This window comes from Amycolatopsis sp. NBC_01480 (assembly GCF_036227205.1).
Taxonomy (GTDB): Bacteria; Actinomycetota; Actinomycetes; order Mycobacteriales; family Pseudonocardiaceae; genus Amycolatopsis.
Genome location: NZ_CP109442.1, coordinates 4,957,687 through 4,984,584 on the forward strand (window position 1 = coordinate 4,957,687; position 26,898 = coordinate 4,984,584).

The following is a 26,898-nucleotide window of genomic DNA, read 5'->3' on the forward strand; positions in this document are numbered from 1 at the left end:
ATCGTTGCTGCGCAAGGACAGTCGCGGCGGTGGCACCGGTGAACGGCTCGTCGAAGATCACCACGGATCACCGGTCGCGCAGCGCGGTGGTGTATGTGCGGCAGTCGACGCTGATGCAGGTCCGCGAGCATGGCGAGTCGACCGCCCGCCAGTACGGCCTGTCCACGGTGGCGGTCGAACTCGGCTGGACCGCCGAGCAGGTTCTCGTCGTCGACGCCGACCTCGGCGTGTCCGGCCGCTTCGGGTCGGAACGCGACGGGTTTCGCGAGCTGATCTCCCGGGTGTGTCTGGGCGAGGTTGGCGCGATCTTCGGGCTGGAGGTCTCGCGGCTGGCGCGCTCGTCGGCCGAGTTCGCGCGGCTGCTGGAACTGGCCCGGTTGACCGACACGCTCCTGATCGACGGCGACGGGGTCTACGACCTGGGCGACGTCAACGACCGTTTGTTGTTGGGGCTCAAGGGAAGCATGTCGGAGGCCGAGCTTCATGTGCTGGCCGGCCGGTTGCACGGCGCGAAGCTCGCGGCCGCGCACCGCGGCGAGTTGCGCGCGAAGCTGGCGGTCGGGTTCGTCTACGACCTCGACGGCCAGGTCGTGATCGACCCGGATGAGCAGGTCCGCACCGCGGTGGAGGATCTGTTCGCCGAGTTCGCCCGCACCGGGTCGGCGTTCGGGGTGGTCAAGGCGTTCGCCGAGACCGGTAGGTTGTTCCCGCAACGCGCCTACGGCGGCGCGTGGGCGGGGCGGTTGAAGTGGGGCAAGCTCGGCCACTACCGGGTACTGCAAGCCTTGAAGAACCCCGCCTACGCCGGGGCCTACACCTACGGTCGCAGCTACGACAAACGCCGTGTCCAGCCGGATGGCACGGTGCGCTCGGCACGCCGCACCCGTGCCAGGGACGAGTGGACGGTGCTGATCCAGGACCACCACGAGGGCTACATCAGCTGGCAGCAGTACCTGGACAACGAGGCCAAGCTCGCGGCGAACCAGACCAACGCCGGTGCCCGTCCGCCGCGCGAGGGCATCGCGTTGTGTCAGGGCATCGTCTACTGCGGCGGCTGCGGTTCGCGGATGGGCACCCGCTACGGCGCCCGGCACTACGTGCACTACGAGTGCGTCAGCGCCCGCGACCAGGCCAAGACCGCGCGCTGCCGCTCGGTGACCGCCTCCACGGTGGACGCGATCGTCTCGGAGTTGCTGCTCAAGGCGGTGACCCCGGAACAGATCACGGCCGCGCTGGCAGTGGCGGACGAGGTCACCGAGCGGCACGTCCGCTCGCACCGGGCCGCTGAACTCACGGTCGAACGCGCCCGCTACGAGGCCGACCGCGCCGAACGCGCGTTCAGTCAGGTGGAGCCGGAGAACCGGTTGGTGGCACGGAGCCTGGAATCCCGCTGGGAAGTCAAGCTCGCCGCGGTGGCCGAGGCGGAGGCGGCGCTGGAGACCGCGCGGGCAGCCAAGCCACCGTTGCCGCCCCGCTCGACGTTGGAGGCGTTGGCGGCGGATCTGCCGCGGTTGTGGGACGACCCGGACACCAGCCCGCGTGACCGCAAACGGCTGCTGCGCACCCTCATCGCCGACGTCACCCTGCTGCCCACCGACGATCCCCGCGAGGCCCGGATCGGGGTGCGCTGGCACACCGGCGCCATCGACGAGGTCACCGTCAATCGCAAAGGCCCCGGTCGCACCCCGGCCACCGCGTTGGAGATCATCCGCCGGCATGGCGCGACACGCACCAGCGAGCAGCTCGCCGCGGAGCTCAACGCCGCTGGCCTGACCACGGGCAAGGGACGTCCCTGGGACACTGCCGCCGTTGCCCGGGTCCGCGACACCTACGGCATTCCCGCGCCTCGCACCGCGGCGGTCCGCGAGGGCGAAGTCAGCATCGCCCAGGCCGCCGCGCAGTTGGGCGTCGCGCCCAAAGCGGTCGGCAACTGGATCCGGAAAGGACAGCTGCCCGCCCGCCGCGGCGCCGCCGGACGCTGGTGCATCCCCTGGGACGAGGCCACACAAGAGCTCTACCGGCAGCAGGTCGCGAACTCGTTCCGCGTCACACGAACCACCCCAACAACCGCAGGAGAGGCAGTATGAAACGACCGTCGGCACACGCACAGGAGAGGTCATGGCGGACAAGGCCTCACTTCGTCTTCGGGGCCCGGCGGGCGGGCAGGTCCAGGGGCAGCGGTAGTTGCGTCCCGACCCGCTTCGGCGCCGGAACCGGTGCCGAGGGCGGGGGTGCGGCGGCAGGTGCGCTCCCTGCCTCCGGAGGTTCGGGCGTGGGTGTGGGCTTGGGCTGGCGGCGCACGCCGAGGGGCAGCGGGTACTGGCCCGAGGCCAGGGCCCGGTTGCCGGTGTAGGCGTCGGGGGGCGGGCGGCGGGTCGCGCGGGCGGCGCGGTTGATCTGCCCGGAGGGGGTGATCAGGGCGGGCCCGGTCTGCCGCTCCGGGCCGGCCGGTGGGTTGGCGAGGTCGTCGGCGAGGGTCTGGCGGGGTGGGCGCGGGGGCGCGGGTTGCAGGTGGATGGGCAGCATCCCGGTGCTCGGCGCGATCAGCGCGCGGGGCAGACGCGCGGGTGGGCGGGCGTGGCGGTTGATCCGTCCGTCCGGGGTCAGCAGCCCCGGCTGCGGCACCGGCGGCATGCCGGGTGGGCGGTCGGCAAGGTCGTCGGCCAGCGACCGGCGCCCGACCGCGCCGGGATCGTGGCGGGTGGTGATCGGCAGGCCGAGCTGGTCGCGGGGCAGTGCGTGCGGCAGCGCGTCGTGTGGCAGCGCTCGCGGGTTCGCCGACACGACGCGGTTCTTGCCGGAGCCGCTCGCGGTGAACAGCGACAGCTGCCCCGGACCAGCCCGGCGACTTTCCCGCGTGGTGGCGGGGAGTTCGCCCAGGCGCGGCGCTCGGCGTGGCCGGGGCCGGGTGTGGCGCACCCGCAGGGGCAGCATGAACTGTCCCGTGGTCGTCGACGGCGGATCCGCGCCAGGACCACCCCCGCCCGGTCCTCGCGGCCGTCCGCGCGGACGGCCTTTGCCGCCGAAAAGGGAGCCGGCGCTGCCGAGCAGGCCCATCGTCTTGTAGGCGATCGCGCCGCGCACCAGCGACCCGAGCATCGAGCGCCGGCCGCTGCGCAGCGGGGCCAGGCACCAGAACGGGATCTTGATCAGCACCCAGATCAGCGCCAGGCACATCAGCAGGTTCACCAGCCCGGAGGCGTTCGGGCCGAACACGGTGAACCCGCCGGGGGTGAAGAACACTCGCAGCGCGGTGACCATCGCCAGCGATTGGCCGAGCTGGATGGCCAGGACCCCGCCGAACGCTTTCCACCACGCCTGCGCGATGCCCTCGGTGTGGGGGAGGGCGTGCCACATCAGCGCGATCGGGGCGGCGGCGATCAGCAGGATCGTCAGCATCACCCGCACGATGAACGTGATCAGCAGGACCACGACCATGATCACGAGCGCGAGGCCGAGGAAGACCAGCCACACGCTGCTGTTGAACGCGCTCAGCACCATGTCGGTCATGGCCTTGCCCGCCGCGGCCGGGTCGACGCCCTCGCCCAGCACCGCGCCGGCGAGGGCGTTGGCGATCTGGATCGCCTGGGTCGCGATAAACAGCGAGAGCGTCCCGGCGAGGAAACCGATCACGACCCGAGGCCCGATTTCCTTGATGGTGTAACGGGTCTGCAGGGTTTCGTAGCCCATGACGATCAGCCCGGCGACCAGCACGATGAGCACGTAGACGGCGAGCAGGATCTGCCACGACTGCGTCCACAGCTGCCCGACACTCGGCAACGCACTGGGCTCGGGTGTGGTCAGCAGTGTTCGGCCGAGCAGGTCCAGCAGCGGGTTGAGCGCGTCGGTCACCAGCCCGCGGAAGAAGCTGCTGATGCCCTCGGTGACGCAGGCGACCGGGTCGGTGATGCCGCACTCGTCGGCCTGGCCGCCGCTGCCGGTCCCCGGGGCTGGTGCCGTGCCGGGGGCGCGCGGGCTGATCGGGACGGGCTGGGGAATGCAGTCCGGTCCCTGACACGACGGCGGCGCCGGCGTGGCGCCGAGTCCGCCGCACTCGGGCATCAGCGCACCCGGGAAACACGACACCGGCGGTGCCGATGGCGGCGGCACGAGCGGAGCACTGGGCGGTCCCGACGGCGTCGGTGTCTGGGGGCTGCCGGGCAGCACGCATACGGGCTCGGCCGAGCCCGGGGCGCAGCCGGGCTGGGGCGGCAGCGGCAGCACCGGCGGCTGAGCGGCAGCGCGCGGTGCAGCCGCGGCCGCGGCCACGGGCGCAGGCTCGGGCCCGGGTGCGGCGGAGGCGCTCAGCGTGATCCCGGCGACGGCTGCCACCAACGGCACCAGCACCGCGAGCACCCGGACCGGCCGCCGCCGGGCCAGCCGTCCCCAGCCACCGCGCCCACAACGGCTCCCCGCGCGTGCGGTGGGTGGGCGGTGCAGGGGCCGTTCATCGCTGCCTGACCCGGTGCGTGCGCTGGCCCGGCCGCCGTCCGCGCGGACGGGGCGCACGTTCGGCGTCATCGGCCAGGCCTGGTGCTCGCGCCGGCGGAGACGGGGTGTGTGGCGAGGGGCGGTCATGGCTCACACCCCGCCCACGATGGTCTTGAGCATCTCGACCACGAGCGGGGCGAGCGCGGCGAGCCCGAAGCCGATGCAGCCGGCTTTGAAGGCGCCTTTCGCCTTCTCGATCTCCCCGGGGTCGCCGGAGGCCAGCAGGTAGCGCAGGCCCGCGACGGTGAACAGCACGAGGGCGGCGCCGGCGAGGATCCCCATGATCAAGTTGCGGATGTTGGTGAAGACCTGCTCGACGGTCTGGGCGAGCGCGACGATCTGCACCGTCTCCGCCCGCGCCGTCGACGACGTCAGCAGCACCCCGAGGGCGACCAGCCACCCGATCAGCAGGACATCACGGCGGCGGTGCGCGCCTCGCTGTGGCCGCGCCGATACGGGCATCGCGGTGGCGCCGGCGGAACCCGCGCAGCGACTCCCGGCGCGGTGGTGTGTGGCGGCGGTCGCGGACCGGGGATGCGTCGGCTGCGGCGCGGAGGCCGGGGTACCGGGACGGCGTGGTGCCGTGCGGCGTGAGGGTGCCGGGTGCGGATGAGGACGGTGTCGTGGTGTGGTCAGTCGCATGAGCGGGCCTCCTGAGCGGGCGCCGGGTGCCCGGCGGGGCCGGGCGAGTGGCCGCGGCGCGGGCGGGCGGGCAGCCGGGTCCCGCGTGCGCTAACTCCGGATTTCGGGCCGTGCGGAGACATCGGGCGGACGAATTTCTTCGCCAGTTCCGGACTCACCCGTGTCACGCCGCGTAGCCGCAGCCGGTGGGTCGGGGAGAGCCGCACGACCGGGTGCCCGGACCCGCGCAGGTAGCCGCGACCGCCGGTGTCGGGCGCCGGAGCGGAGGCGTCGTCGGTGTCGTTGGCTGGCTCGGTGAGGTAGCGGGCCAGGCGCTGCTCGGCGCGACGGCGAGCCTGCTGTGTTGTCCGGTAGTGCTCTCCGCGTGCGTGCGCGGCTTCGGTCAGCGACAGGTCCCCGAAGCGGGTGGCCGAGATCAGCGCGGCCTCGTCGGTCGTGATGACGCCCGCGCGCACGGCGGTCACGAGCACGAGGTCGGGGTGCCCGCCCGGGCGGTGTGATGGTGTGGAGCGGAACTCGGTGTCCTCTACCGGGGCCGGCGCGTCGAGGGCCTCGCGCAGCGCGGTGTAGCCGGCACGGTAGGCCGCCCACCGCAGTCGCACGAGGATCGCCGGCCGGTCCAGCGCGGCCTCGCCGAGCCCGTGGAGGAACCCCGTCAGGACGGCGGCGTGGATGTCGTGCCTGTCGCCGCGGAACCGGTGGGTCAGCTGCGCGGCGACCGGCAGCAGCACCGGCATCGCCAGGCCGACGCACGCCATCGTCCAGGTGCCGCCCTCCGCGCGCGCCCGGGTGATCAGGTAGGTCCACGTCGCGTCCCGGGTGGCCTGGGTGCAGCCCGTGGCTAGCAGCAGCGCCCCGAGTTCGTCCAGTGGCACCGGGCGTGCGGGGAGCCCGGGGATCGCGGTGCCGTCCACGCACACGGGATGGGGGCCGGTCACCAGCCACGCGAAGGTGGCGGCGGCGACGTCGAACACTCCGTCTCTCCCCGCGTGGTCGCCGGTGCGGCGAAGTGAGAAAACGCCCGGCCCGGGATCGGTTTCCGGTAACGACATATTCATGGCGGCCACTCCTGATAGAGGCGGAATCAGTGCGGCCACCAGCAAGCCATTCGAGGCGCCTCACAACCGCCCCAACACCGCCTCGAAAGCGCCTCCGAACCGCATCAAAACCGCCTCAAAGAAGTGCCTCAAGCGCAGTCTTGTGCGCACGCTGGAAAGTTGGCGAACGCGGCCCAGTGGCACGTTCACAGCCTTTGAGGCGCCCCGTAATGCGGCTTTGATCTGCGACAGTGTGCTCCGATGCGCCAACAGTGAGGCGAGGCGCCTCACGAGCTTTGTGCCACCGGCGAGGGTGCTGGACGCGCGGGGGAGAGTGCCTCGGGAAACTTGTCGAGAACCCTCGCGATGCCCTGGCGAGCAGGGAACAGGTCATTCTCGTGGTATCGGAAGCGTGTGTTCGTGGCTTGCCCGGTTGCGGTTGATTTCGTCGTGAAGTCTCGGAAGTTTCTTGAATTTTCCGGGATTTGGATGTCTCCAAGCAGACTTTTTTGCGGAGTTAGTCGGTGATCGCAGCCACCGCCGGCACACCCCGGCGGCTCCCGCTCAGGAGGCTTCTCATGACCCAGCGCGCGCAGTCCCCGGACGGCCGTCCGGGCCGCCGCACGGACTCGGCTCGCCCGCCGCGCACCCGGCGCGGTGGCGACCGCACCCCCTACCCCGGAGCCCGCACACGGACCACCACGGCAGACACCGGCCGGGCCCGTGCGGCCTCGCGCCCCGAGGGCGCACCGGCCCCGTCGCGCCGGCGCACGACGACCCCACCGGCGGCTCCGGCTCCGGCCACGGTGTGGACGTGCGGGCCCGAGCCGATCGACGCCCACGCGGCGTGGCCGGCGCCGATCGTGGAGACCATCACCGCGGCGTTCACCGCACCCGGTGCGCATGTCGTTCTGATCGACATCGATGCGGCGCCGGCCACGGGCACGCGATCCGGCGTGGACGGCTCGGCGACCGCTGGCGAGGTGTCGGTGACGGCGGCGCGGGCGGCGGTGCGCGCGCTCGATCGCACCGCCGACACGCTCACCTTCGACAGGCGCGCGGAGGGCGCCGTCGCGTCCTCACGCCCGTTCTGGGCAGACCTGGTCACCGACACGGGAGACCCGTCCGCAGCCCTCGCCGGGGGACCGCCGAACCCGGCGCGCACCGGGGACCGTGACCGTGCGGGTGCGCCGGAATCGGGGCACGGCGCGGGGGCGGATCTGGTCCTCGTGTCCCTGCCCGCCCACGCCGCCGAGACGGTGCCGCTGGACCGGCTCGTGCTGTTCGCGGCGGACCGGCTGCGGCAGGGCGGCATCGTCGCGGTGTATACGCACAGTGACTGGACACAGGGGACGCTGGTCGACCCGACCGGTGCGATCGTGGCCGCCTGCCAGCACGCCGATCTGCTCTACCTGCAGCACATCGTCGCCCTGCACACCCCCGTCCGCGACGGCCGCCTGCGGGCCGCGCCGGGTGTGGCGGTGGCCGCCGAATACGACCGCGCCCGGCACCGCGCGACGGTGCGCGGACTGCCCGCGCCGCACCTGCGCGCGCACGGCGACGTCCTCGCCTTCGCGCAACCCGCCGACGCCAGCGCGCCGCCACCCGAGACCGGTCCGGCGACCGCGGCACACGGCGACGCGCCAGGCACGGGTGGCGGCGAGTGAGCCCGCTCTCGCCGCGCCCGACCGGCTCTTCGTCGGCCACCTCCGTACTTATGAAAGGCACCACGCTCATGTCCCACCAGCATCCCTCGGCAACGGCCGCCGCCGGTCCCGCTGCCAGCGTCCTCGACGACCCGACTGTGCCGATCTCGCGCGCGCTCATCGACGCCCTCGACGCCGTCGCCGACACCACCGCACAGCCGCGGCACCAGACCGGAAACGACCCGATCGATCCGACCAGCGCGACCAACGTGACCGAGACGGACGAGCTGCCGTTGTCGGTGTGGGCGACCGCGCAGACCTCCCCCGCCGCGCAACGCAAGGGCCGCTACGTGAGCGACTCGACCGCGCACCCGGCGAAGATGCTCCCGGCCGTGGCCGCGCACGCCATCGGTGCCTACACCCGTCCCGGGGAGCTGGTGCTCGACCCGATGGCCGGCTCCGGCACCACACTGGTCGAGGCGATCGACGCCGGCCGGCGCGCGGTCGGGGTGGAGTACGAACCCCACTGGGTCGCCGTCGCCCGCGCCAACCTCGAGCTGGCCCGTGAACGCGGGCACGACCATCGGGCGCAGGTCGTGCACGGCGACGCGCGCCAGCTGCCGCACCTGCTGCCCGAGCGGTATCGGGGGCAGGTCGCGCTGGTGGTCACCTCACCCCCGTACGGGCCCGCTACCCACGGGCAGGTCGTCACCGCCACCACCGGCTCGGACGACGGGAAGGTCCACAAGTACCACCACCGCTACGGCTCCACCCTGGACCGCGGGAACCTGGCCAACGTCGGGCACCACCGGCTGCTGGCAGGGTTCACCCGCATCCTCACCGGCTGCGCGGCCGTGCTGCGCCCCGGCGGGCACGTCGCGATCACCGCGCGGCCCTGGCGCGAGCACTCCGAGCTGATCGACCTGCCCTCGCAGATCATCGCCTGCGGCCGGGCCGCCGGACTGGTCCCGGTCGAACGCTGCGTCGCCCTGCTGGCCCGGGTCGCCGACGACGAGCTGATCGCCCGCGGCTCGTTCTTCCAGCGGGACTTCATCCGCAAACAGCGCGAGCAGGGCCTGCCGCTGCATCTGATCGCGCACGAGGACGTCATCGTGCTGCGCCGGCCGGTCGAACCCACCCCTGCCCCGAAGCCCTCGGCCCATGGCGGTCAGGAGCGGCGGTCATGAGCGCTCGCACACGGTGCACGGACTGCGGATGGACCGCCCGATACCGCCGGCCCACTGCCGCTTACCGCGCCGCAGCCCGCCACCGCTGCGCTGTCGTCACGAACCAGCCACCGCAGAAGCGGCAGCACCGAACAGCGACCGACCACGACGCCTCCCCGCAGACCAGCCCGCTGCCACTGCTGCAGGCGCGCGGCAACGCGTGCGGTTGTCTTCCACCGGCCAGGTGCGCGCGATGACCTCACCACACCCTGACTCCGAGTGCGAGACCGCGAGCGGACACGACCCGCTGCGGTTCGTGGCGACCGAGGGCCCGGTGATCGGGTCTTTGTGCACCGGGCTGGCCGGTCTCGACCTCGGCGTCGCGGCCGTGCTCGGCGGCCGGATCGCCTGGTACTGCGAAGTCGATCCGCACGCCGCCACGATCCTCGCCGCCCGCGTGCCGGGGGTGGTGAACCTCGGTGATCTGCGCGCGGTCGACTTCGCCTCCGTGGAGCCGGTCGAGGTGCTCACCGCAGGGTTTCCGTGTCAGGACATTTCCGCGGCCGGTCGGCGCGCGGGTATCGAGAAAGGCGCTCGCAGTGGACTGTGGAGCAACGTGCTGGACGCCATTCGCGTCCTACGACCCCGCCTCGTCGTCGTGGAGAACGTCGCCGCACTCCGCTGGAAAAACGGCGGCCTCGACCGTGTACTCGCAGGGCTGGCCGAGGTGGGGTATGACGCGGTCTGGCGTTGCGTACGCGCCGCCGACATCGGCGCCGCCGACCGGCGGGAGCGGGTGTTCCTGTGTGCCGTCCCCCAGCCGGGACGGGATGCGGATGATGCCGACCCCGCAGGCCCGCGACGGGGAACCGCGCGGTCCGGTCGATCCCGCGCGCAGGCGCGCGGGCGGGCATCAGGTGAACCTCAACGACGCGGTCGACGCGGTGATCCGGCCGGCGCAGCTGCTGCCTACGCTGACGGCGGCGGACTCCCGGTCGGCGGCGATTCAGACCGTGCTCCATCCGGTCCGGCCGATCCCGGCCGGGTGCGTGACGCTGACCGACTCGGTGCGGCTGCTGCCGACCCCGACGGCCTCGGATGCGAAGAACTGCACCCACGACACGCACGACGGCGGACCGTCCCTTCCGGACAGAGCCCGCGCGCTCGGCACGCCGCCATCACCGAGAGACGGAACGTGCTGCGCGGCAACGCAAAGTCCAGGGCGGATTCGTAGCTGTCTTTCCCCGGGTGCGTGGGGCCCTGCTGCCGACACCGACCGCGCACGACGGTTCTTCCAACGGAATCTCCGCTGCCACGCGACAAGGAGGCCCGTCCCTCTTGGACACGCTACGACTTCTCCCGACCCCACGGGCGACCGACGGCACCAAGGGCTGCCCCGCGCAGCGCGGCTCGAAGGGCGATCTGATGCTGCCCTCGGTCGTCATCGCCGTCACCACGCCCACACCGACAACCCAGGCGCGGAAGGAGGCGAGTGATCGTGGCCGCACGCGCACCTCGCGCCCGCCGCGCCGCGCGCGGTGAACCCTGCCCGGTGGACTGGGGCGACTACGCCGCCGACGTGCACCGCTGGGAACTCATCACCGGCCGTCCTGCGCCGTACCCGACCCAGCCCGGGCGACACGGACGTCCCGTCCTCGCGCCGCCGTTCGTCGAATGGCTGATGGGCCTGCCCCCTGGCTGGGCCACCGCCGAACACCTCGACCTGCCCCGCACCGCGCAGCTGCGCGCCCTGGGCAACGGCGTCATGCCCCAGCAAGCCGCGCACGCCCTGCGCCTCCTGCTGGACGACCTGACCCACCTGCACCGTCCACGCTGCCACCCGCCGGCCAGCACCCCACGGGACACCACTTCCCGCGCGAGCCGACCGGCCCCGGCGCGCGGCGGCTCGACGCGACCGCCCGGTGCCGCCCGAACCTCGACCGCTGCGCGCGGCCGTCGCAGCGGTACCCGCTCGCGCCGCTGAACTCGTGGCGCTCCGGGGTGCGAGGCCACCACCGATCCCGCCCCGGAGCGCCACGCTCCACCCACCGCCCAGGTTCTCTCTGCCCGACTTGCCGAAGGGGCCCTTCGCCATGCCCACCCACAGCAGGACCCGCCACCTCGCAACCCGTGTGCGCCGCCAGGCCCGTACAGGCCGCCTCTGGCTGCGGTACCGGCGGCCACCGCACCGGGCACTCACCCGCCACGCGTCCCTCCGTGTCCAACCTGTCCAGCATCCGGTGACGCGGCGGTCGGCCGAGGCGATCGCCGTCCTGATCCGCGCGGGCTGGAACGTGCACCACCCGCCGTACGGCTACACCACGATGACCGTGGGCGGGGCACACAGCCGGCGCGGAACTCCCCGCACCCGCCTGACCCCGGACCCGCGCCGCGCCCCGGTGGTGCAGAACATCTTCTACTGGCGTGCGGTCACCGGCCTCTCGGTCGAGCACATCACCGCCCGCCTCGACGCCGATCCCGACCGCTACCCACCGCCCGGAATCCACACCGCCTGGCCGCCCGCAGCGGTGATCGCGGTCCTGACCAACATCAAGTACACCGGCTACCAGGCCACCGGCGCCCGCGACGAGCACGGCGCCTTCCGCCCCGTCGAGCAGTGGGCGCTCTCCGACCAGCCCGCGCACCGCGCCCTGATTACTCCCGCCCTGTTCTGGGCAGCCCAGGATCCCGTGACCAGTGTGCGGCAGATTCCGCATCACCTTGTACGCGATGGACATCGTGGCGGCGGGCCGACAACCGAGAACGCAGATGCCGGTTGCTCTCGGAGGGAACTGACGTGATCGAACGGGGGATCCCGTTGCCAGCCCGCGTTGGTGACCACCAGCGAAGCCACCAGGCCCATGACGTCTCGGTCGGCCGGAGCGTCCAGTCGCCGAGTGCGCAGCTGCTCTACACACCGGCGCAAGCGGCCGAGCTTCTCGCGATAGGGGAGTCGTGGTTACGGCGTAAGGCGGGGACACGGGCGATCCCGTGCACCTACGTCGGTAAGCATTTGCGGTTCGCCCACGCCGATCTGGAACAGATCGTCGCCGCAGGACATCGCCCCGGCGGGACCTATCCACGACGCAGCGGCGCACGATCGCGTCGTACACATCGAAACGCCGCGCGATGACGAACGAGGATCTTCCCTTCCCCTACGAGGCTCTCTACGGCCCGTGCTTGCTCTCTGTCTGTAGTGGAGCGTCCATGGACGTCGTCCTATCCGTGACCCCCACACCCCAGCGAAGGAGTTCATGATGCCGTGGGTTGAACCAAGCGGTCAGGGGAGCTGGCGTGTGCGGTTCCGCCGTGAAGACGGGTCGGTCGCGTCGCTTCCTGGTTTCGCTTCGGAGGCCGACGCGAACGACCACATCGACGAGATGACCGTGAGTCAGCGCAAAGGGACCTGGATCGATCCGCTCGCCGGCCAGACCACGGTCGCGGAGTACGCACCGAATTGGCTGGCCTCGCTCGACATCGACCAGCGGACCGAGGAGAACTACCGAGGTTTCATCAACAAGCACATCGTCCCGAAGTGGGGAGCGACAGCGCTGGACGCGGTCACCAACCTCGCGGTCCGGGGATGGGAGAAGACGCTGCGGTCGGCGAAGCTCGCCAAGACCACGGTCGACAGCATCATCAAGTGCTTCTCCCTCATGCTGTCCGACGCGGTGGGCGAGTTCATCGGCGCGAACCCGATCCAGCCACGCCGCCGGGGCCGCCGCCGACGGGCGCACAAACGTACGCCCCGGAAGGTGTGGGCCGAACCCGGGGAGGTGCTGGGTGTGGCCGACCAGGTTGCGCTGAAGTATGGGCCAGGGGGAGCCGTGCTGGTGGTGGCAGCGGCGTGGACGGGGGCACGCTGGGGCGAGCTCGTCGGGCTGCAGCGGCACAACCTCCACCTGTTCGACGACGACACAGGCTTCATGGTCGTTGATCCCGACGTCGGTGCACTGCACGAGCCGAACAAGGGTGGCCTGTATCTGGGGCCGCCGAAGACCGAGGAGTCGGCCCGTGAGATCACCCTGCCACCGTTCCTGGTCGTCATGCTCAGAGCACACCTGCTGACCCACACGCACCCGCATGTGTTCGTCACCCAGCAAAAGGAGTTGCACCGGCGCAGCAACTTCTCCCGTCGGGCGTTCCGCCCGGCGGCCGACGGCAACGCCCGCATCCAGAACCCCTTGATCCGGCTGCAACCGATCAAGCCGGGTTTGACCTTCCACGGTCTGCGGCACAGCCACAAGACCTGGATGATTGACGACGGCATCGCCGAAATCGCCCAGTCGCTACGTCTCGGCCACATCCTGGGGGACAAGGTCCGGGAAACCTACTCCCACGTCGCCGCCGCCATGGAAGCACGGCTCCTTGCCGCGCTTCAGACTCGCTGGGAGAAGGCGGTCGCTGACCGTCCAGTTCATGCAACGCGTACTCGCTGGCGCGAACTCGCAGGGGCAGCCTGATCGCGCCGGACGAACTGCCACCCGGGGACCGTCCCACTCTTCAAGAGTTCGATCTACGAACGCCCGCGGGCGTCCAATGGAAGGGCTCCTTGGACAAGGCTCGGCAGGAGGACGCGGCTCATCGGGGTGGGTCGCCATGGGCTGGCTCCCACTTCGCGTGCCCCGGTGGCTGGCGCTCATGGCGTGGCCTCTTCCATCTCCGGAGGTTGTGGGGGACGTTTGACGATCAGCTTCCACAACTCGAGCCGGTGTTCAGAGTCCTGCGGGATCGTGCCCTGAACGACGATCGCCACCAGGGTGCAGAACATCCCGCTGAGGAAGATCGCCAGTGCGAGCCAAGGGCTGCCGGACCACGCGACCACGCCGCCGGAACCGACGCCCGAGCCGAGGAAGCCCAAACCGACGGTCAGGGCCTGGGTGCGAGCCCTTCGGTTCGGTGCGTTGTCGCGTTCGGTGGTGGTCATGCGGCATCGACCCGCTTGGCGCAGGGCTTATCCGACTCCGGTGGTGTGCTCAATCCAGTGTGACCAAGCGTTGTACGCGACGCCGCAGTCGGCGCATGTGGCCCTCGATGGCTCGTTGCTCAGTCCGTCGAGTAGCGGGCTCATTTCGGCGTCGGTCAGGTCGTGAAGGATCAGCATGCAGATTGCTCAGGCTTCGGGCTTCGCGCACCGCATGATCGTGCGGAGAGTGTCGGTGATGTACGCCTGGGTGGCCGGATCGAGTTCTGTCGGCGCTGTCCAACTGCTGAGCAGGTATTCTGCCGGCAGGGTGTCTGCCGCGGCCAAGCCAGCCGGAGCGCTCCTTCGCTCAAGACCGGACAACGCTGTGAAAGACGCGGATGCAGCACTCGACGAAGTACGTCGCGATCGAACCTTTCTCGGGATCCCAGCCGCCTCCCAGCAGCGCGTGCTTGCGGAAGTAGGGAATCGCCCGACGGAGGGTGTCCACGGTCAAGGCGTCGCGCTCCTCAATCGACGCTGCAGGATGCGGCGCTGCTCCTCGGTCATAGAGATCGGCACGTTGCTCGAGGCGACAACGCGATGATCTGTCCGTATGGCGTCCTTCAGGACTTTGAACCCGTAGACCCAGAGCTCGTCCTCGACCTGCCGTAGTTGCTGCGCGGACCAATCATCGGGTTTCTCTGGCAACCCGTCGATCTCGCCCGGCCGGCGGACAGGGGGCGGCTCACTCGGGTCCAACGCTTGGTCTGCTGTCTTGAGCACAACACCCCTCCCGTCCGGATCTACTCACGCCTCGTTTTAAACGCGGCTCCTTCCTCGGTTCTTGAGACTTGTAAGCAAGCCAGCCCATGCGATGTGATGTGGGTCACTCTATTGTCCTTGGCTGGTCACCGGCATGGGTCGGCGAACACCTGAACGTCGACCACACCACCGTGCTGACCAAACTCCGCGAACGCGGCATCCAGACCCGCGACACCCATGGACGACCACGACCTTAAACAACCGCTGATCCAGAGGACCGTCACTACGAATCAGGAGACCTCATCTTCGATCAATCCGTACGGAGGCTGGTCGGCTCGCCGAGAGAATCGAACGACGATGTCGTTCTCGACCGACGCAGGCGGTGCGTTGTCCACGACGAGGATCTGTGCACCTTCCCCTGGACCTGCCAGCCAGTCGTGAAGGTGCTTGTAGAAGTCTGCGACGGCCACGCTGTCGGCGAAATCGGCGTCGCGGTCGCCACCTTGGCCGAGGTTCTTTTGTGGGCTGTCGATCATGAGGAAGCCAGGGTGAGAGCTGCCGGTTTCCCAGGCGATCTCGAAGATGGCCAGGATCCATGCCAGGGAGATGAGCGTCCGCCCGCCCGACGAGGCGTGGGCGTAGCCGACACCGCGCATATGCGGTACGAGATTGGTGTCGACAAATGCCTGTTCTAGCTTGGGGTACCGCCACGATGTGAGGATCGCGGCGTACCTCTCGCTGATGCGGTGGATGACGTCGTTGCGATCGGGTTGCATCGTGGCTTGTTCCAACTCGCCACGGACGGCCTTGAGGGAGGCTTCCAGTCGTGTGACCGCCGCGCCGCGGCGGTCGAGGCTGTCGAACATCTTGATGGCGGTGCGTGCTCGTTCCAGGGTCGCGGCGGCGGTTTGTCGGTGCTGCATGAGGTCGTCACGCTGGCTGAGGAACGGGCTGACAGCCTCGTTGGTCGCGGAGTCGACCGCACGAGCGAGTTCGGCTTCTTCGGTCTCGGCTTCTTCAGCCGCGACCCGTAGCCGGCCTAGTTCCGCATCGAGTTCCTCGACATACTGGGTAATCTCCGCCAGACGTGCTTTGGTCGCCCTCAGTTCCGATGAGACGTCGAACTTGGCCTCCGTCATGAACCCATCAGAGCCCGCAGTTGTAGCCGGGCTGCTGCCGTTTCGGGTTTCGCCAGCCGGCTTCTGGTTGGCTGCTGGGGCGGTGATCTCGGAGGCGCAGAGCGTGCACTGGCCGTCGGCGATGTGTGGTGCTTCCCGAAGGGTAGTCAGGCACGCCGGGCACACCTTCACTTGGAGTGGGTCGAAGAGCATTCGCGCTTCGGCAAGCATCGTCAACTTGGTGATGTCATCTGCGTATTGGGCTCGCAGAGGAACGAATCTCCGCAGCTGCGTCTCCCGGTCTCGAAGCAGGGCAGCGGTCTGTTGCGCGCGGCGCGATGCGTCGCGGTGCCGAGTGCGCAATTCGGTGGCGAAAGTCGACGCCGCGCGTACCTGACTGTCCAGATCGCCCAGAAAACGTTCTGTCTCGGCCGATGTCCTCTCCGCTTCGCCGCGTATGAGTTCGACCTCGATGCGCGTTCCCAACTCCTGCTCGTCGATGAAGGCTTCAGTAGTGGTGTAATCGCTGCGTGCTCGGCTAAGCCTTGTCTCCAACTCCTTGATGCGGCTCCCGAGTTCGACGGCTTTATCGTCGTGGACTCCGAACACGACATCTACGACCTGCCGGAGCTTGAGCTTCTTCATGTGCGCGCTCTCGAATAAGAGATTCTTGTCGTCGAGGCGCTCGTTGGGCATGAAGCACAGCCACTGCAACTCACGGAAGCTCAGAGGGTCTGTTCCTGACTCTGCCTGTGTCGGCGCTTCCTTCAGCTCGACACCTTCGAGGCCGCAGTATGAGAGCAGCAGACTGGACAGACTCGCCGGGTCGCCAGCGGGCCTGATCGGATGCTTTTCGATCGGCGGTATTTCGATCTCGCCGAGCCGTCCTGTGCGGACGAACGCAGCTGTCGACGGTTCGCCCACGGCACGCTCGATCACGTGCGGTTGCCCGCTAAGTTCCACTTCAAGCAAGGCCGACCGGACCTTGCGCAGGATTTCGGGATGTTGTGGGTGATTGCTGGCACCCAAGCAATAGGCGATGAATTCCAGCACGGATGACTTGCCTGTACTGAACGCCCCCGCAATGACTGACACCGACCGGGCGACGTCACTCTTGCTGATGCGGAAGTCGACTTCGTAGTCCCGATCGACGCCTTTGAGACGAAGGCGGAGTACACGGATTCCCTGCCGCAAACTCGCTGCCTGTTTGATGTCCGAGGCCGAGTCGGCTTGGTCCTTAATGGACATGGCTCGCGGGGCTCCGGCGGCGGCGGGCTCTTTTGGGTCGCTCATGTGAGTTGTCCGTCAGTCGGCGGTGACGTCGCTGTGTTCGTGAACCACGGCGCATCTGTGTCGTCGTGCAGGAGGTCGACGGCGTCAAGGAGGTCGAGCGCCTCGGGGCGTGGCGTGTAGCGTCCTACTGTGGTCCACGTACGGACAGCTTCGCGTAGACGCTTGTCGGTCAGGCGCGATAGGCGGCGGATCAGAATCTCCGCCGACAAGCGATAGGAACGTGCGTATACCGCAGTGAACCTTCCGGCGAGGTCCAGGCCGGCCGGGGTGACCGCGTAGAGAACACTCTTGTTGACGGTGGGGGAAACCAAGTCGTAGGCGACTAGTAGCGCCAAGTCATGCTGAAGTCGTTCTCGCCGGGTGGTAAAGCGGTGCGCCGGGCTGGCGTAGCTCAACGCACGACCATCGAAGCCAGCCATCAACAGCCGTTTACGATCGGAGTCGTCCTCGTCCGTGAGTACCAGCAGTGGGTTGGCGACCAGGAAGTCGTAGCAACCGAGCCGCTCAAGTGAGACGCCAGGCTGCCGCTGACGCTGCAATGACGCGAGCAAGAGCAGTAGTTGAGCGAGACGAAAGACGACGTCGTCCTCCGGAACGACGACCAGTGAGGGGCGGCTCGCATCTGAACTGAGAAGGTGAGGGACGGTCATGACGGGCTCGCTGGCGGCGGTCCGTCGAGTGCGACGGCGGCAGTGGTGTCTTGTGATTGTTCTCCGTCGCCCCGTACGTGCTCGTCGGCGATCTGGCGCCAGTGCCGTACCCAACCTGCCCGGCGGTTGTCGACAACACGATGCATCAGCCCACAGGTGTGCACAGGACCGCAGGGAAGGCCACTGCTCAAAGTTGTGTGCTGGGCACGGATCTCGCTCATGACGGATTTGTGCAAGCCAGCCAGTCGAGCGCCCTCGTCGGTTTGGCAAGCCTCGTTGAAATGATCTTCCCAGACCCCGTGAATGGTTGCGTCGGCCGAGGACAGCGCGGCGACCTCGGCGGGAACGCCTTTGTCCACGATCTCGCGCGCCAGGAGTTCGGCGTTGAAGAACTGCTGCTTGGACGACGTGACCTCGACATGCCCAGCTTCCCGCAATTGTCGGACGAATAAAGCTGTCTCCAGCCGCTCGGCGTCTTCGTCGGCGAGGCCAACGACGGAGGTTTCCGGCCGTGTCGCCTGGGCGGGCTCGTAGTAGTGTCGACGCACCGTCTCCGCATCGGGAGAGATCAGCAAGCTGCGCAGTTCTGTCTCATCCCAAAGGTCGATCACGAACCCGAAATCGCGTTCCTTCTTCCGCTTCCAGGTGCTCCACCACTTCGTTGTGGGACCATCCATGCTTGACGGAACGCAAAGGATCCACTGCGTGAGAGCGAAGCCCTCCTTTGCGGCGTTTGCGACCACCGAGTCGAAGGACTCCCGGATTTGCGCTTGGTGGCTTTTGCTGACCTCCGGCATGAAGTACTTGGACTGCCAGACGGTCACGGAACCTCCGAGGTCCCCAACGAACACGTCGATGCCCCAGTCGCCGGGATTCGCCGCGACCATCTTGACCACACCAGGGCGGACAGCTCGGACCAGTTGGCCGATCATCTCTTCGAAATCCTGCCGGGCACCCTGCGCATTGGCTCGCGCTTGATGCGCCGCGAAGTTGATGCGTGCCTCGCCGACGGGTACTCCTGCTGGCAACGGGGCCACCGCGACAGCGTCTTGCGACATCGGCGGCCACCTCCAACTGGTCGAGGACGACCCGACAACGACTCGACCGAGTTCGCGCCGTGCCGTTTAGCGCATCGGGTGATCGGCGCACCACGTTACCGTTGATCACTCCATGCGAGCGCTCGACTGAGGTCGCGTGACCCGATTGTGCTCGAACAGGGCATGGGTGTTTTCGCAGCCAGTACCGGAGCGGCAGCTCCGGTCAGGTTGACGGGAAGATGGCAGCTACGTCGTCAGCGGTGACGAGCCGGCCGCGAGAGGGCGCGAGCAGCTTGCCCAGCCAGCCGTCCTCTTGCGGCAGGAGCGCCTCGATCCGGGTGCGGGCTTCACCTCGTGCTTCGGCGTTGTTGTCGCCGCACAGCGCGTCGTACTGACGGAGCCGGTCAGCCAGCATGTCGTAGACCCGCACAGCTGCCCCGTGGTTGACCAGCACGATCTTGTCGTGGGCCGCTTCGGCGGCGTCGGCCTTGGTGGTGGTGGCCGGGGTGAGTAGACAGCCGAATACGCGGGTCTTCGCCGAGCGCCTGGTCTCGACCTCGATCTGCCCGAGTAGTTGGTTCACGTCGCTGCGGATGAGCGGCTTGGGCTCGCCCTTCGGGACGGTCTTGACCTCCCAGACGCGGCGCTCGGCGCGCTTGACGGTGGACCAGGTCCAGCGACAGTCTGTGGCGCTCTGTTCGGTTCTGGGTGGGCGTTCGCCGCTGGCGCCCACGAGGCGAGCCAGCCTGGTCAGTCCTTCGCACTGCTGGTCGTGGCTACCGGTGAGCAGCGCTCGTCCCTCGGAGAGGACACGGTCGAGCCGTGCACCGGCTTCGCGGCGCCACTCATCCCACGCGAGGAAGAACCGGTCGGTGTCGTCGGCAGTCTGTTCGTAGCCTTCGAGGTCGGCGACGGTGCGAGACAGTCGGCGGAACCAAGTGGTGCGGGGGCCGCCGGCAGTGGCATCCTCCAGTGCCTTGCGGGCGGCGGCTAGGTCTTGGGCGCGTCCTCGGTCGAAGTGGGCGTGTGCTTCAACGTATCGCCAGAACGCAGCGTGTTCGGTTTCCCCGGCCGTGGCAAGTTGAACGGCTGCTTCGCTGGCCTTCTTGGCTGCTCCGCCATGGTCGCCGAGCCAGAGGTCTGTCGCTGCGGAGACCTCGGCGTCAGCGCTGGAGACGTCGCTGCTTCCGCTGATGTTGCGGCCTGGCCGCACCTTGCGACGTGGGCTCGCTGGGGCTGCGGTTCCGCCGGATTCAGGGGTTTGCGTGGCCGGTTGCCAGAAGGTGGCGCAAGCCCGAAGGGTGCCATCCCAGCCTTGGTCGTAGATCTCGAGCGCGGCGCGGATGGTGGGTTCTGTGCCTGCGGGGATCGACTTGCGGACGGCCGGGTCGGCGAGTATCTGGGCGAAGCTGGGGTCCAGCCCGAGGTAGAGGGAGCGATCGGTCGATTCGCGGTTGGCGCGGCCGAGTGCCTGGGTGACTCGTTGGCCGACGCGGTGGCGCATGAAGCTGGCGTCGCCGAGGTAGGCGACGACGAAGCGCTCGAACTCGCTGCTAGCTTGTGGGACGGTGGTGATGATGACCAGCTTGCACAGGTCGCCTGCGAGGTCGAGTCCGTCGTAGCGGCCGGCGGTGATCAGGTGTCCGCTGGCGACTCGGCTCCAGGTGTCAACCATCGAGTCGTCCCCGGGACGGAGACGGTAGACCTGCTGCCCGTAGGCAGCGAGGGTCTCCTGGAGGGTGTCGGCTTCGGCGTGGCTGGCGCACAACCAGGCGGCTCGCCCACCTGCCGCCTGGGCTTGGGCAAGCGCCCACCCGAGAACGTTCTGGTCAAAGGGGTGCTCAGCACTAGGGTTGAGCACCATTAGCCGCTCGCCCGTCGCGCCAGGCGGCAGCGGAGCAGCGGTGGTCAAGCGGGTGACTGGCCCGCCCCCGACTCGGCGCTGGAGGTCGTCCATCGAGCCGAGGGTGGCCGATAGGTAGACCCGTTGCTTGGCGCGGCTGTACTGGGTGTTGAGCGCGGTCGGCGGGTGGTAGGGGCGGATCTCGATGCCGGAGGGGCCGATGAGCACGCCGCACTGGGTGAGGTGGTCGCGAACAGTGGGCCAGACATATCTCATCTCGTCCTTGAGCTCTCGGTTCGTGACGAGAGGCGATGCCGCGATGGCGTCGTGCGCCTGGCTCGCGATCGCGGCCCAGTCGCTGAATGACAGCAGTTCGGGTGGCGTACCGGGCCTGGCAGTGCCGTCGAGCATCGCGCGCAGACCGGGGTAGGCGTCGGTGTGCGCCACAACCAACTCGCAGATCGTCTGGTAGAGCTGGCGTGCGGGGCCGAGCTTGTCGGGGATGCGCAGGGTCTGCAGCCCGCTGAGCGGCTGCTCGGCGAGGTGGGCATCGTCGAAGACGACCAGGTCGGCGGCCCCGACCTTTGGGTCGCTGTTGAAGTAGACCCAGTAGTTCATCACGCCGACGGCCTGGGCTTGGTGATAGTCGTCCAGCTTCGCGCCGCCGTAGTCTTTTGCGGCGAAGCGGACGACATCCAGCCCTAGATCTTCGGCTTCTTCTTCGACCCGCTCGGCGAGTTGGCGGGTGCCGGTCAGGTAGGCCACCGACCACCCGCGGGTAAGGGCGTGATCGGCGATCAGCAAGGCCAGCAGCGTCTTGCCCTCGCCGGTGGGCATCTCGATGGCCAGATCCGCGGTGTCGAGGTGCTGGTCCGCGTACGTTGTGAGAACCTGACGCTGGCCAGGCCGAAGCTGAGTGAACCTCGCCGACCCGAAGTCAGCCAGGTTCTGTTCGAAGTCCGGCTTCGACACGTCTGTCACCGTTCGCTCCTTTACTCGCAAGGTGTGAACTCTACGGCGCAGGGTTCCGACCCGGCCGGGCTTTTCCGTTGGCGCAGTGCGTGGGCCGGCCGCCGCTTCGTTGTTCCCGGCGCAAGTCGCGACCCGGCCGTAGCCACTTTTCGATCAGCGTCTGCCGTGCCGAGCCGACCTAGCCAGCCCGAACGCGTACGACACGGCGAGCGCGCGACGGTCGTCCTGCGGCAGCTGGCCGCCAGACACGGGGCAGCCGGCGACGTGCTGCGGTAGTTATCGCGGGGTGCGCCGGGGCCGGTCCCGGTACTGCACTCTCCCCAGAAGTCGGGCGTAGTTGTCGTCGCGCGCTTGTGCGTATCTGCCTTGGCCTGCCGAGCGGTTGCCCAGCAGTGACCACGCGGTGCTCGCCGCGTCGCGAACTCCGGAGTCGCCACCGTGGCCCTGAGAGATGTCGGAAAGAAGGGCGAGGAGCGCTTCGGTCTCGTCACCGCTGAGCAGCGTGTCGGCGCCCAATGGTCCGCGGCTGGGCATTTCGCCTTCCTAGAGCTGTGACCTCAAGATCAAGGCCGGGGCGGTTCAGCGAGGCATCTCCGCCTTATCACCGGTAGGAAGTTCACCGGCTGCGGTGACTGGGCGTGCCGTCATCGGTGCCGGGCAGGGACCGCACGCCCCTTAGCTTCGCACTCTGTTGCGCCTGGTCACCGGCCCGATCCTAGATCAAGAGCGCCACCCCGACGATGACGACGAGCAGGACCAGAGCAATGACTCCGACCGCCGCGGCGGACGTAGTCAGCTGGATCGTGCGGGGTACTCGTCGAGCCGCAGCGGAAGGCGGGTTCTGCTCCGGCCGCTGCGAAGCAGCCGGCGGAAGCACGGGCCGCGGACGGGCGAACTGAGGACGAGGTCGGAACGAGTCCCATACCCAGAGGTAGTGCTCGACATCTTCGACGGGCCGCCCGGCGCGCCCACACAACACCGACAGCAGGGTGCGTAGGTGTTCCTTCTTGTCCAGCGGCGGCAGCTCCTTCCCCGCGACGTACGGCGCGAGCCCGGATTTGCTCCAGGCGTGCCTGCGGTCAAGGTCCCGCGTCGCCGCCGCAATCGCTCGCAGGCTCGTACCTGACTTGGCGGTCAGCGCCGCCATGGCGGCCATAGAGTCCGCCTCGGTGACGATGGCGGCGATGTCGCGCGGTGGAGGGACGCGCTGCCACAGCTGCTGAGCGAGCCGTTCATGCGCTGCCTGGCAGACCTCGCGGTCGTGGTCACCAGGCTGCAGCAGGTACAGCAGTTGCTCGTAGACCGACCAGGCAGCGAGTTCCGGTTTCGAGGCACGGTGGCGTTGGTGGCCAGGATCGAGGGCGAGTTCCACCTCGGTGATCGGCAGGCCCGTTTCAAAGGCCAGGAGCGTCGGCGGCCAGATCGCACCGGAGACGGGTCGCTCGCATAGCCGCGCCAAGGTCGATCGCAGCAGCTCCGCGTCTGGGCGCCACCCCGCACTGCTTCCGTTGGCCGGATTGCCCTGTGTGGGAGGGATGCTCATCGTCGTCACATCAGACCCAATGTGCTGATTGCGGACCATGAGTCCATTCGTCAGCCGGGCGAACGTGGCTGTCGACTGTGGCGGGCTGCCAGGGCGCACGTGGCTACTGAGCCGATGCCGGCCAGGGGCCAGCCGGCAATGGCTACGAGTGTGAGGGCGAAGGCGGCGAGGACGAGGATCAGTACGAGGAGACGGCGGAATCGTCGGCGGTCGCGGAGGCAGCTGTCCACGATGTGCCGCCATGACGGCGGCTCTTGGGAGCGGTTCACCGTCGTACCTCGTCCTGCGTAGTGTGATTCGCGCTGGCGAGGTACTCGGATGCGGGAATGTCGTGTACTTCCAGCGTCAGGCACGCTTTCCGGAGTCGGACTTCCGCGCGCGTCTCGCTTGATTTCGTGGCACGGGCGTCGAGGATTCCGATGACTGGGTGCGTAAGCGCTCGGGCTACATCACTTGCTGGTACCGCGCCGTAGCCACCCCACCGAAGTGTCCAGTGGTCTTCGCCGCCCCACAGCTGGGTGAAGTCGAACTCACTTTGCTCACGGAAGCGGCGTGGTATGGGGTCCCTGACCAGCCAGCCGACTGCCCAGCCTTCTTCCTCGCTTTGACATGTGAGCCGCGCTACCAAGCCGGCGAGCAGGTCCACTGTGTCCACCCGCATCGGAGGGATCGCGTCGAGGATGTTGCGTTCTTGCGCGCCCAAGGCGATGTCCCGTCGCAGGCGGCGCCACTTGGTGGGGTGGAACCACGGTGGCGTTCGCTCCTTGGGCATATCGGGGTCGTGGTAGCGCATCCGCAAGAGGGCGCCGGTGGGGAGATGCGTCAGCAACAGGGCGTCGCCGGATCCCTCCACCATCAGGGGGCGTAACCCTGGGATGCCATGGCCCGAGTCGTCGGCAGTGTCGGCGAGACATCGGACCAAGTGATCGGGTAGATGAGTGAGGATGCTGAGGTCGTTGTATTGCGGGGAGACAACGACGTCGCTCCATCCCACTCGTGAGACTCCTGAGTGTGCGATGAGCTGAGCGTCCCCGGCGATCCTGAGGCGAGGTGGCACGTCTGGTGTGTTGAGCAAAAAGGGTGCGGCGGATGCGCGGAAGAGTTTTTGGGCTGGTTGGCAGGTGTCCAGGCCCAGCGCCGGTGGCCTGATCCCAGCAGTGATCCGCGGGATTGCTCGTGCTGCAAGTGAGCGGGGCTCCTGCGTGAACTGCCTACGGGAGTCAGCGAAGCGCAGACGGGAAGTTCCAGGCATAGCGCGTCTCCTGTCGCCCAGACTCGACTGTAGACACGTGCCAGACATGCTGACGTCCCAACACCAATGAATTGCAAGGTGGGTGCCCCACACCCTCTTGCCGCCAGCGGGATCGTCTGGGTAGATCCGCTGCGGCCCCGGCTCCTTGCGTTCCGAGTACTCGATGAGAGTACATGACCTCCGCGGTCAATGGCGGGAGCCGGGCTCTGGCGGTCGTCGGCATTCATAGCGTGCCATGCCTCAAGATCAGGTGGCATCCGTCGAGAGTGACGGCCCATTCGGATGACGAACGCTGCGTGAGGTTCCCCCTGGGCGGTGGACACCGAGCTAGCAGGACTGCGGTCCTGCTGGAAGGATGTCCGTTATGCCTCCTCGTAAGCGTCGGTCGTACACGGCCGAGTACAAGATTGAGGCTGCGCATCGTGTGATCGACTCCGACCGCACGATCGCCGAGGTTGCCCGTGAGCTGGGGATCGATCCGGGGATGTTCAGTGTCTGGGTCAAAGACGAACGGCGGAGGATCGCCGCCGCCGGGGTCCACGGCGAGAAACCCCTGGAAGCTGCAGAGCAAGCCGAACTGCTGCGATTGCGCAGGCAGGTGGCCGAGCTGGAGAAGGACAACGCGTTCTTGGTAAAAGCGTCGGCGTACTTTGCCGCGATGCAGAAGAACCCGCGAGGTTCGATCTGATGGCGAAGTACGCCGGCCCCGACGAGCCCGCCGGCTCCACACCACCCGAGGGCACACGGTTCTCTGTCCTGCGCATGGCGCGGCTGCTCGGTGTCTCGACGTCCGGCTACTACGCGTACATGAAACGTTCCGCAGCAACGATGTTGACGCCCCGGCGGCAGCGCCGCGCTGATCTGGCGGTGAAGATCCTCGACGTACACACCGAGTCCGACGGTACCTACGGGTCCCCGCGGATCACCGCCGAACTACGGGCACGCGGTGAAACAGTGAACGAGAAAACCGTCGCGGCAATCATGGCCGGAATCGGGATCGAGGGCATCAGTCCCCGCACCTTCAAAGTCCGCACCACGGTGGTTGACCCGGCGGCGTCGTTTCCGCCGGATCTGGTGCGACGCAACTTCGACCAGGGCAAGCTCGACGCGGTCTGGCTGACCGACATCACCTACCTCACCTGCGGTGAGGGTGATCTGTACTTGTGCGCGATCCGCGATGGGCATTCCCGCCGCGTGCTCGGGCACATCGTCGCCGACCATATCGGTGCTGACATGGTCTGTGAGGCCATCGACGCGGCGGTGGCCTGCCGCAGCCGCGGTGTCGCCGGCACAGTGCTGCATTCCGATCGCGGTGGGGAATTCACGGCCGGGTTGACGGCGCGAGCCTGCGACCGGTACGGGTTGAAACGGTCGATGGGTGAGACCGGTATCTGCTGGGACAACAGCCCCGCGGAATCGTTCTGGTCAACGTTCAAGCACGAGTACTTTTACCGCCACACGTTCACAGTCAAGGCAGAACTTGTTGCTGCAGTTGACAAGTGGATCGGTCGGTACAACAATGAGAGGCGTCACTCGGCTATCGGGATGCTCAATCCTGTGTGCTACGAACAGTCCCTGACAGGCGCAGCGAAAGCTGCTTGAAGACCTGTCCACTGTTCGGGGGGAACCTCAGCGTGGCAGCGAGGCCCGGTACACCGATGATGGGTGCTGTCAAGCACGCGATGACGTCCTCTGGTAGCGGCCAGCCGTTCCAGCGGAGTTCCCACTTTGGCCCTTGGCCCCACAGCACAAACCTATGGCTGCGCCGATAGCTCTGGTTGTTAGGGCGAAGCAGCGGGTCGTACCACCACATTCCTATTGCCCACTTGTCAGACGGGTCGTGTGCATCGAGCCGGGTTACGAGCGCCGCAAGAATCCGCTCGATGCCCGAGGGCATTGAAGGAAGGCGAGACAGGGCTTCGTGCTCAACTGCGGCCAGCGGGATCTCGGCGCCAACGTAGTGTCTGGCGCTCCACGTTTCGCCGTATGGGCCGTGGCGCTGTACTTCGCTCAGCGGCGGAAAGTCTGGGCGGCGGGCGATTACCATCTTCGCGCCGGTGGGCAGGTGGACGAGATGGTACGTCCCGAAGTCGACGGCGGCGACTACGCGCAGCCCAGGCACCCCGTACTGGAGGTCGCCATTCCCGGGAGAGGCCAAGAGCCTGCCGACGACGTTCTCGACGGCCCCCGGCACGACACAGGCGAAGGTGTCGAACCACGGCGACACGGTCATGGTGTAGGACAGGAAAGCGGTCGCGCTGTGCTGAGTGTCGAAAGGCGTGTCGGGCACATTGGCGTTGAAGAGGTACACCGCCAGGACAGCACGGAATCGTCGTTGTTGCGGTGAGCAGCGATCGAGTCCCAGGTCGCCCCTGCCTACGCCGGCTTCCGCGCTCACCTTGTCTTCGCCGGTGTACGAACGCCGGATGTCCCTGAGCTTGCGACGCGATGATGAGGGCATGTGTGATCCATTCCGCGTTCCGGCCCGCTCATGGTCACGTTGACACGATCAGTTCCATCCCTACGCGCAAAGCGGGTGC

General features: G+C 68.3%; 24 protein-coding genes. 11 read left to right on the forward strand and 13 right to left on the reverse strand.

The genetic code is table 11. The annotated features are described in order from the left end of the window. Positions 1–29: 29 nt before the first annotated feature. Entirely contained in the window at positions 30–2,087 is a 2,058-nt protein-coding gene (locus tag OG371_RS23835; protein WP_329072740.1) for a recombinase family protein, read from the forward strand. A gap of 46 nt (positions 2,088–2,133) precedes the next feature. On the opposite strand, the gene OG371_RS23840 is transcribed toward OG371_RS23835, so the two are convergent. The 3 genes from OG371_RS23840 to OG371_RS23850 all read right to left on the reverse strand — a co-directional run bounded on the left by OG371_RS23840 (position 2,134) and on the right by OG371_RS23850 (position 6,107). Further along, a complete protein-coding gene (locus OG371_RS23840; protein ID WP_329072741.1) occupies positions 2,134–4,578 on the reverse strand; it encodes a hypothetical protein in 2,445 nt (814 codons plus the stop codon). Between the two features lie 3 nt (positions 4,579–4,581). Next, positions 4,582–4,953, reverse strand: a complete 372-nt coding sequence (locus OG371_RS23845) for a pilin (protein WP_329072742.1) — start codon at positions 4,951–4,953, stop codon at positions 4,582–4,584. Between the two features lie 170 nt (positions 4,954–5,123). After that, positions 5,124–6,107 (reverse strand): sigma-70 family RNA polymerase sigma factor, encoded by a 984-nt coding sequence (locus OG371_RS23850; RefSeq protein ID WP_329072744.1) that lies wholly within the window; start codon positions 6,105–6,107, stop codon positions 5,124–5,126. A gap of 641 nt (positions 6,108–6,748) precedes the next feature. Here OG371_RS23850 and OG371_RS23855 point away from each other — a divergent pair. The 8 genes from OG371_RS23855 to OG371_RS23890 all read left to right on the forward strand — a co-directional run bounded on the left by OG371_RS23855 (position 6,749) and on the right by OG371_RS23890 (position 13,445). Beyond that, positions 6,749–7,837 carry a hypothetical protein gene (locus OG371_RS23855; protein ID WP_329072746.1) on the forward strand — a complete coding sequence of 363 codons (1,089 nt, stop codon included), beginning with the start codon at positions 6,749–6,751 and terminating at the stop codon, positions 7,835–7,837. Between the two features lie 68 nt (positions 7,838–7,905). Next, positions 7,906–9,003, forward strand: coding sequence for a TRM11 family SAM-dependent methyltransferase (locus OG371_RS23860; RefSeq protein WP_329072748.1), 1,098 nt, complete (start codon positions 7,906–7,908; stop codon positions 9,001–9,003). Positions 9,004–9,235: 232 nt separating this feature from the next. Beyond that, positions 9,236–10,216, forward strand: a complete 981-nt coding sequence (locus OG371_RS23865; protein ID WP_329072750.1) for a DNA cytosine methyltransferase — start codon at positions 9,236–9,238, stop codon at positions 10,214–10,216. Between the two features lie 104 nt (positions 10,217–10,320). After that, positions 10,321–10,524, forward strand: a complete 204-nt coding sequence (locus tag OG371_RS23870) for a hypothetical protein (RefSeq protein ID WP_329072752.1) — start codon at positions 10,321–10,323, stop codon at positions 10,522–10,524. Then, positions 10,481–10,966, forward strand: a complete 486-nt coding sequence (locus OG371_RS23875; protein WP_329072754.1) for a hypothetical protein — start codon at positions 10,481–10,483, stop codon at positions 10,964–10,966. Before OG371_RS23870 ends, OG371_RS23875 begins: the two co-directional genes overlap by 44 nt. 256 nt (positions 10,967–11,222) lie before the next feature. Beyond that, positions 11,223–11,783 (forward strand): recombinase family protein, encoded by a 561-nt coding sequence (locus OG371_RS23880; RefSeq protein WP_329072756.1) that lies wholly within the window; start codon positions 11,223–11,225, stop codon positions 11,781–11,783. Beyond that, positions 11,780–12,115 carry a helix-turn-helix domain-containing protein gene (locus OG371_RS23885; RefSeq protein WP_329072758.1) on the forward strand — a complete coding sequence of 112 codons (336 nt, stop codon included), beginning with the start codon at positions 11,780–11,782 and terminating at the stop codon, positions 12,113–12,115. The genes OG371_RS23880 and OG371_RS23885 overlap by 4 nt, the downstream gene beginning before the upstream one ends. A gap of 163 nt (positions 12,116–12,278) precedes the next feature. Continuing rightward, positions 12,279–13,445, forward strand: a complete 1,167-nt coding sequence (locus OG371_RS23890) for a tyrosine-type recombinase/integrase (protein WP_329072760.1) — start codon at positions 12,279–12,281, stop codon at positions 13,443–13,445. A gap of 176 nt (positions 13,446–13,621) precedes the next feature. Here the strand turns inward: OG371_RS23890 and OG371_RS23895 are convergent, their stop codons facing one another. From OG371_RS23895 to OG371_RS23935, 9 genes are all read right to left on the reverse strand, one after another. After that, the gene (locus OG371_RS23895; RefSeq protein ID WP_329072761.1) at positions 13,622–13,909 is read right to left on the reverse strand and encodes a hypothetical protein; all 288 of its coding nucleotides are present in this window, start codon (positions 13,907–13,909) and stop codon (positions 13,622–13,624) included. Between the two features lie 346 nt (positions 13,910–14,255). Next, a complete protein-coding gene (locus OG371_RS23900; RefSeq protein ID WP_329072763.1) occupies positions 14,256–14,402 on the reverse strand; it encodes a hypothetical protein in 147 nt (48 codons plus the stop codon). Next, entirely contained in the window at positions 14,399–14,671 is a 273-nt protein-coding gene (locus OG371_RS23905; protein ID WP_329072765.1) for a hypothetical protein, read from the reverse strand. The genes OG371_RS23900 and OG371_RS23905 overlap by 4 nt, the downstream gene beginning before the upstream one ends. A gap of 269 nt (positions 14,672–14,940) precedes the next feature. Further along, a complete protein-coding gene (locus tag OG371_RS23910; RefSeq protein WP_329072767.1) occupies positions 14,941–17,061 on the reverse strand; it encodes a hypothetical protein in 2,121 nt (706 codons plus the stop codon). Then, entirely contained in the window at positions 17,058–17,711 is a 654-nt protein-coding gene (locus OG371_RS23915; protein ID WP_329072770.1) for an ABC-three component system middle component 2, read from the reverse strand. The genes OG371_RS23910 and OG371_RS23915 overlap by 4 nt, the downstream gene beginning before the upstream one ends. Then, positions 17,708–18,769, reverse strand: coding sequence for a hypothetical protein (locus OG371_RS23920; RefSeq protein ID WP_329072772.1), 1,062 nt, complete (start codon positions 18,767–18,769; stop codon positions 17,708–17,710). Before OG371_RS23920 ends, OG371_RS23915 begins: the two co-directional genes overlap by 4 nt. Positions 18,770–18,971: 202 nt before the next feature. Next, positions 18,972–21,572 (reverse strand): DEAD/DEAH box helicase family protein, encoded by a 2,601-nt coding sequence (locus OG371_RS23925; RefSeq protein ID WP_329072774.1) that lies wholly within the window; start codon positions 21,570–21,572, stop codon positions 18,972–18,974. A gap of 706 nt (positions 21,573–22,278) precedes the next feature. Further along, the gene (locus tag OG371_RS23930) at positions 22,279–23,106 is read right to left on the reverse strand and encodes a hypothetical protein (RefSeq protein ID WP_329072775.1); all 828 of its coding nucleotides are present in this window, start codon (positions 23,104–23,106) and stop codon (positions 22,279–22,281) included. 265 nt (positions 23,107–23,371) lie between these two features. Further along, positions 23,372–24,100, reverse strand: coding sequence for a hypothetical protein (locus tag OG371_RS23935; protein WP_329072776.1), 729 nt, complete (start codon positions 24,098–24,100; stop codon positions 23,372–23,374). A 622-nt stretch (positions 24,101–24,722) separates the two neighbouring features. Between OG371_RS23935 and OG371_RS23940 the strand changes: the two genes are divergently transcribed. Both OG371_RS23940 and OG371_RS23945 read left to right on the forward strand, forming a co-directional pair. Beyond that, on the forward strand, positions 24,723–25,046 hold the full coding sequence (locus OG371_RS23940; RefSeq protein WP_329057474.1) for a transposase: 324 nt from the start codon (positions 24,723–24,725) through the stop codon (positions 25,044–25,046). Next, on the forward strand, positions 25,046–25,960 hold the full coding sequence (locus OG371_RS23945) for an IS3 family transposase (RefSeq protein WP_329057475.1): 915 nt from the start codon (positions 25,046–25,048) through the stop codon (positions 25,958–25,960). The genes OG371_RS23940 and OG371_RS23945 overlap by 1 nt, the downstream gene beginning before the upstream one ends. Here OG371_RS23945 and OG371_RS23950 read toward each other — a convergent pair. Next, positions 25,908–26,819 carry a hypothetical protein gene (locus OG371_RS23950; RefSeq protein WP_329072777.1) on the reverse strand — a complete coding sequence of 304 codons (912 nt, stop codon included), beginning with the start codon at positions 26,817–26,819 and terminating at the stop codon, positions 25,908–25,910. The two genes, OG371_RS23945 and OG371_RS23950, sit on opposite strands and share 53 nt — an antisense overlap. Positions 26,820–26,898 lie beyond the last annotated feature (79 nt).

Bases quoted from the DNA above. Each gene is read 5' to 3' on its own strand.
- OG371_RS23915 (WP_329072770.1), bottom strand. From the start codon at position 17,711: ATGACCGTCCCTCACCTTCTCAGTTCAGATGCGAGCCGCCCCTCACTG.
- OG371_RS23920 (WP_329072772.1), bottom strand. From the start codon at position 18,769: ATGTCGCAAGACGCTGTCGCGGTGGCCCCGTTGCCAGCAGGAGTACCC.
- OG371_RS23940 (WP_329057474.1), top strand. From the start codon at position 24,723: ATGCCTCCTCGTAAGCGTCGGTCGTACACGGCCGAGTACAAGATTGAG.
- OG371_RS23865 (WP_329072750.1), top strand. From the start codon at position 9,236: ATGACCTCACCACACCCTGACTCCGAGTGCGAGACCGCGAGCGGACAC.
- OG371_RS23950 (WP_329072777.1), bottom strand. From the start codon at position 26,819: ATGCCCTCATCATCGCGTCGCAAGCTCAGGGACATCCGGCGTTCGTAC.
- OG371_RS23945 (WP_329057475.1), top strand. From the start codon at position 25,046: ATGGCGAAGTACGCCGGCCCCGACGAGCCCGCCGGCTCCACACCACCC.
- OG371_RS23840 (WP_329072741.1), bottom strand. From the start codon at position 4,578: ATGACCGCCCCTCGCCACACACCCCGTCTCCGCCGGCGCGAGCACCAG.
- OG371_RS23895 (WP_329072761.1), bottom strand. From the start codon at position 13,909: ATGACCACCACCGAACGCGACAACGCACCGAACCGAAGGGCTCGCACC.
- OG371_RS23910 (WP_329072767.1), bottom strand. From the start codon at position 17,061: ATGAGCGACCCAAAAGAGCCCGCCGCCGCCGGAGCCCCGCGAGCCATG.
- OG371_RS23860 (WP_329072748.1), top strand. From the start codon at position 7,906: ATGTCCCACCAGCATCCCTCGGCAACGGCCGCCGCCGGTCCCGCTGCC.
- OG371_RS23855 (WP_329072746.1), top strand. From the start codon at position 6,749: ATGACCCAGCGCGCGCAGTCCCCGGACGGCCGTCCGGGCCGCCGCACG.
- OG371_RS23930 (WP_329072775.1), bottom strand. From the start codon at position 23,106: ATGAGCATCCCTCCCACACAGGGCAATCCGGCCAACGGAAGCAGTGCG.
- OG371_RS23845 (WP_329072742.1), bottom strand. From the start codon at position 4,953: ATGCCCGTATCGGCGCGGCCACAGCGAGGCGCGCACCGCCGCCGTGAT.